This is a genomic window from Mesorhizobium sp. M7A.F.Ca.CA.001.08.2.1 (genome assembly GCF_003998455.1).
Classification (GTDB): Bacteria; Pseudomonadota; Alphaproteobacteria; order Rhizobiales; family Rhizobiaceae; genus Mesorhizobium; species Mesorhizobium ciceri.
The window spans coordinates 1-1,859 of the sequence record NZ_RZPW01000993.1 but is presented as its reverse complement, the minus strand read 5'-3'; the positions used below and the strand labels follow the sequence as shown (position 1 = coordinate 1,859).

Annotated in this window: 4 protein-coding genes; 3 read left to right on the top strand and 1 reads right to left on the bottom strand. The window is 59.7% G+C overall.

Annotation, left to right across the window (positions count from 1 at the left end; translation table 11 throughout):
- The 3 genes from EN914_RS33935 to EN914_RS40215 all read left to right on the top strand — a co-directional run.
- The coding region (locus tag EN914_RS33935; protein WP_127389610.1) for a MarR family winged helix-turn-helix transcriptional regulator at positions 1–301 on the top strand (301 nt) is incomplete at its 5' end.
- A gap of 145 nt (positions 302–446) precedes the next feature.
- A complete protein-coding gene (locus tag EN914_RS38515; RefSeq protein ID WP_024505604.1) occupies positions 447–674 on the top strand; it encodes a hypothetical protein in 228 nt (75 codons plus the stop codon).
- On the top strand, positions 644–952 hold the full coding sequence (locus EN914_RS40215; protein WP_164752962.1) for a DUF2380 domain-containing protein: 309 nt from the start codon (positions 644–646) through the stop codon (positions 950–952). The genes EN914_RS38515 and EN914_RS40215 overlap by 31 nt, the downstream gene beginning before the upstream one ends.
- An 8-nt stretch (positions 953–960) precedes the next feature.
- Here EN914_RS40215 and tdh read toward each other — a convergent pair.
- Positions 961–1,859, bottom strand: an 899-nt coding sequence (gene tdh / locus EN914_RS33925; protein WP_127223538.1) for an L-threonine 3-dehydrogenase, incomplete at its 5' end; no start/stop codon positions are given.

Here is a 1,859-nt window from a genome sequence, read left to right as displayed (position 1 = left end):
GCATGGAACGATGACTGCGACCGAACTCGGCGAGCAATCGGCTATGCACAAGACCAAGGTTTCACGCGCCGTGGCTGAACTCGAGCGGCGGCGCTGGTTGATGCGGACACCTGATGAGAAAGATCGCCGTATCGAACATCTGACGCTGACCGGAACGGGGCTTGCCGCCTATCGCGAGATGGTGCCGCTGGCGAAGGCGTTCGAACGGGATTTGCTGGCAAGGCTCAGCGCTGAAGAGCGCACGGCGATCACCAGCGGACTGGCTGCATTGGAGACCAGTCTGGTCCCGAGCAAGAGTTAGTCCAAGATCAAGCCAATCACTCTGAACGACGGAGTTCGAGCGAGACTGCGTGGAAACTCCCGAAGCATAGCATTGCTTTCGATTTAATCGTGATTTGCGTTGTCAGGCCGCGTATAATGCCCATCATACCGACAGGAGGACTACGATGAGCATTCGCACATTAAGTGTCCTGGTGACGCTGCTTGTAGGCACCTGCACATTTGCGCAGGCGCAGCAGACAAAGCCGATGTCGATCGAAGTGTTCCCTTTCGAATTGGAGGACAAGAGCGCCGGGGCGGGAATAATTCCCCCGGATGAATATGACAGGCGCTATCTGTCGGAATCAGCACAGTTGCTAAGGACATGCTCTCCCAGTCTGGGCGTTTTACAGTAATTGATGTGCCGGCGAGGGATACACAGGCCACGGCGCCGCACGGATTGCGCAACTGCGCTGGTTGTGAAGGCCCGATTGCCAAGGAGCACGGCGCGTCGCTTGCCTTGCTTGGCGTCGTAACGCGCGTCAACCGAACAGAACATACTATGTTCATTCGCATCCTTGACGCCGAAACCGGGAAACATGTTTCGGAGGGGTTTACCGATCTTCGCATGGGTGCGAACTACGCGTGGCCCCGCTCCGTGAAATGGCTGATGAAAAACAGAATTCTGCGTTAGGGCGGCATCTACCAATCCATCACCACCTTGCCGGAACTGCCGCTGCGCATTGCATCGAAGCCGGCTTGGAAATCGTCGATGCCGATGCGGTGCGTGATAAGCCCGGAAACATCCAGCGGCCCCTGCACCAGCGCGATCATCTTGTACCAGGTCTCGAACATCTCGCGGCCATAGATGCCCTTGAGATGCAGCATCTTGAAGATGACCTTGTTCCAGTCGATCTCGAAACCGGTCGGCGCGATGCCCAGAATGGCGATCTTGCCGCCGTTGTTCATGGTGTCGATCATGTCGCGGAAGGCGGGGGCCGCGCCCGACATTTCGAGGCCGACATCAAAACCCTCGGTCATGCCGAGTGCCGGCATGACATCGCGCAGCTTTTCCTTGGACGCGTCGACGACATGCTGGACGCCGAGCTTTTTCGCCAGCGCCAGCCGCACCGGATTGATGTCGGTGATGACGACTTTTCGCGCGCCGACGCATTGGGCGACGAGCGCGCCCATGATGCCGATCGGCCCGGCGCCGGTGACCAGCACGTCCTCGCCGACCAGATCGAAGGAGAGTGCGGTGTGCACGGCATTGCCCAACGGATCGAAGATGGCGGCGATCTCGTCCGGCACATCATCGGGGATCGGCACGACGTTGTGCTGCGGGATAGCCAGATACTCACCGAAGGCGCCCGGACGATTGACGCCGACGCCGAGCGTGTTGCGGCACAGATGCCCTCGCCCGGCGCGACAGTTGCGGCAATGACCGCAGACGATGTGGCCCTCGCCCGACACGCGCTGGCCGACCTTGTATTCGGTGACCGCTGCGCCGAAATCGGCAACGGTGCCGACGAATTCATGGCCCGTCACCATCGGCACCGGCACCGTCTTCTGCGCCCACTGGTCCCAATTGTAGATGTGCA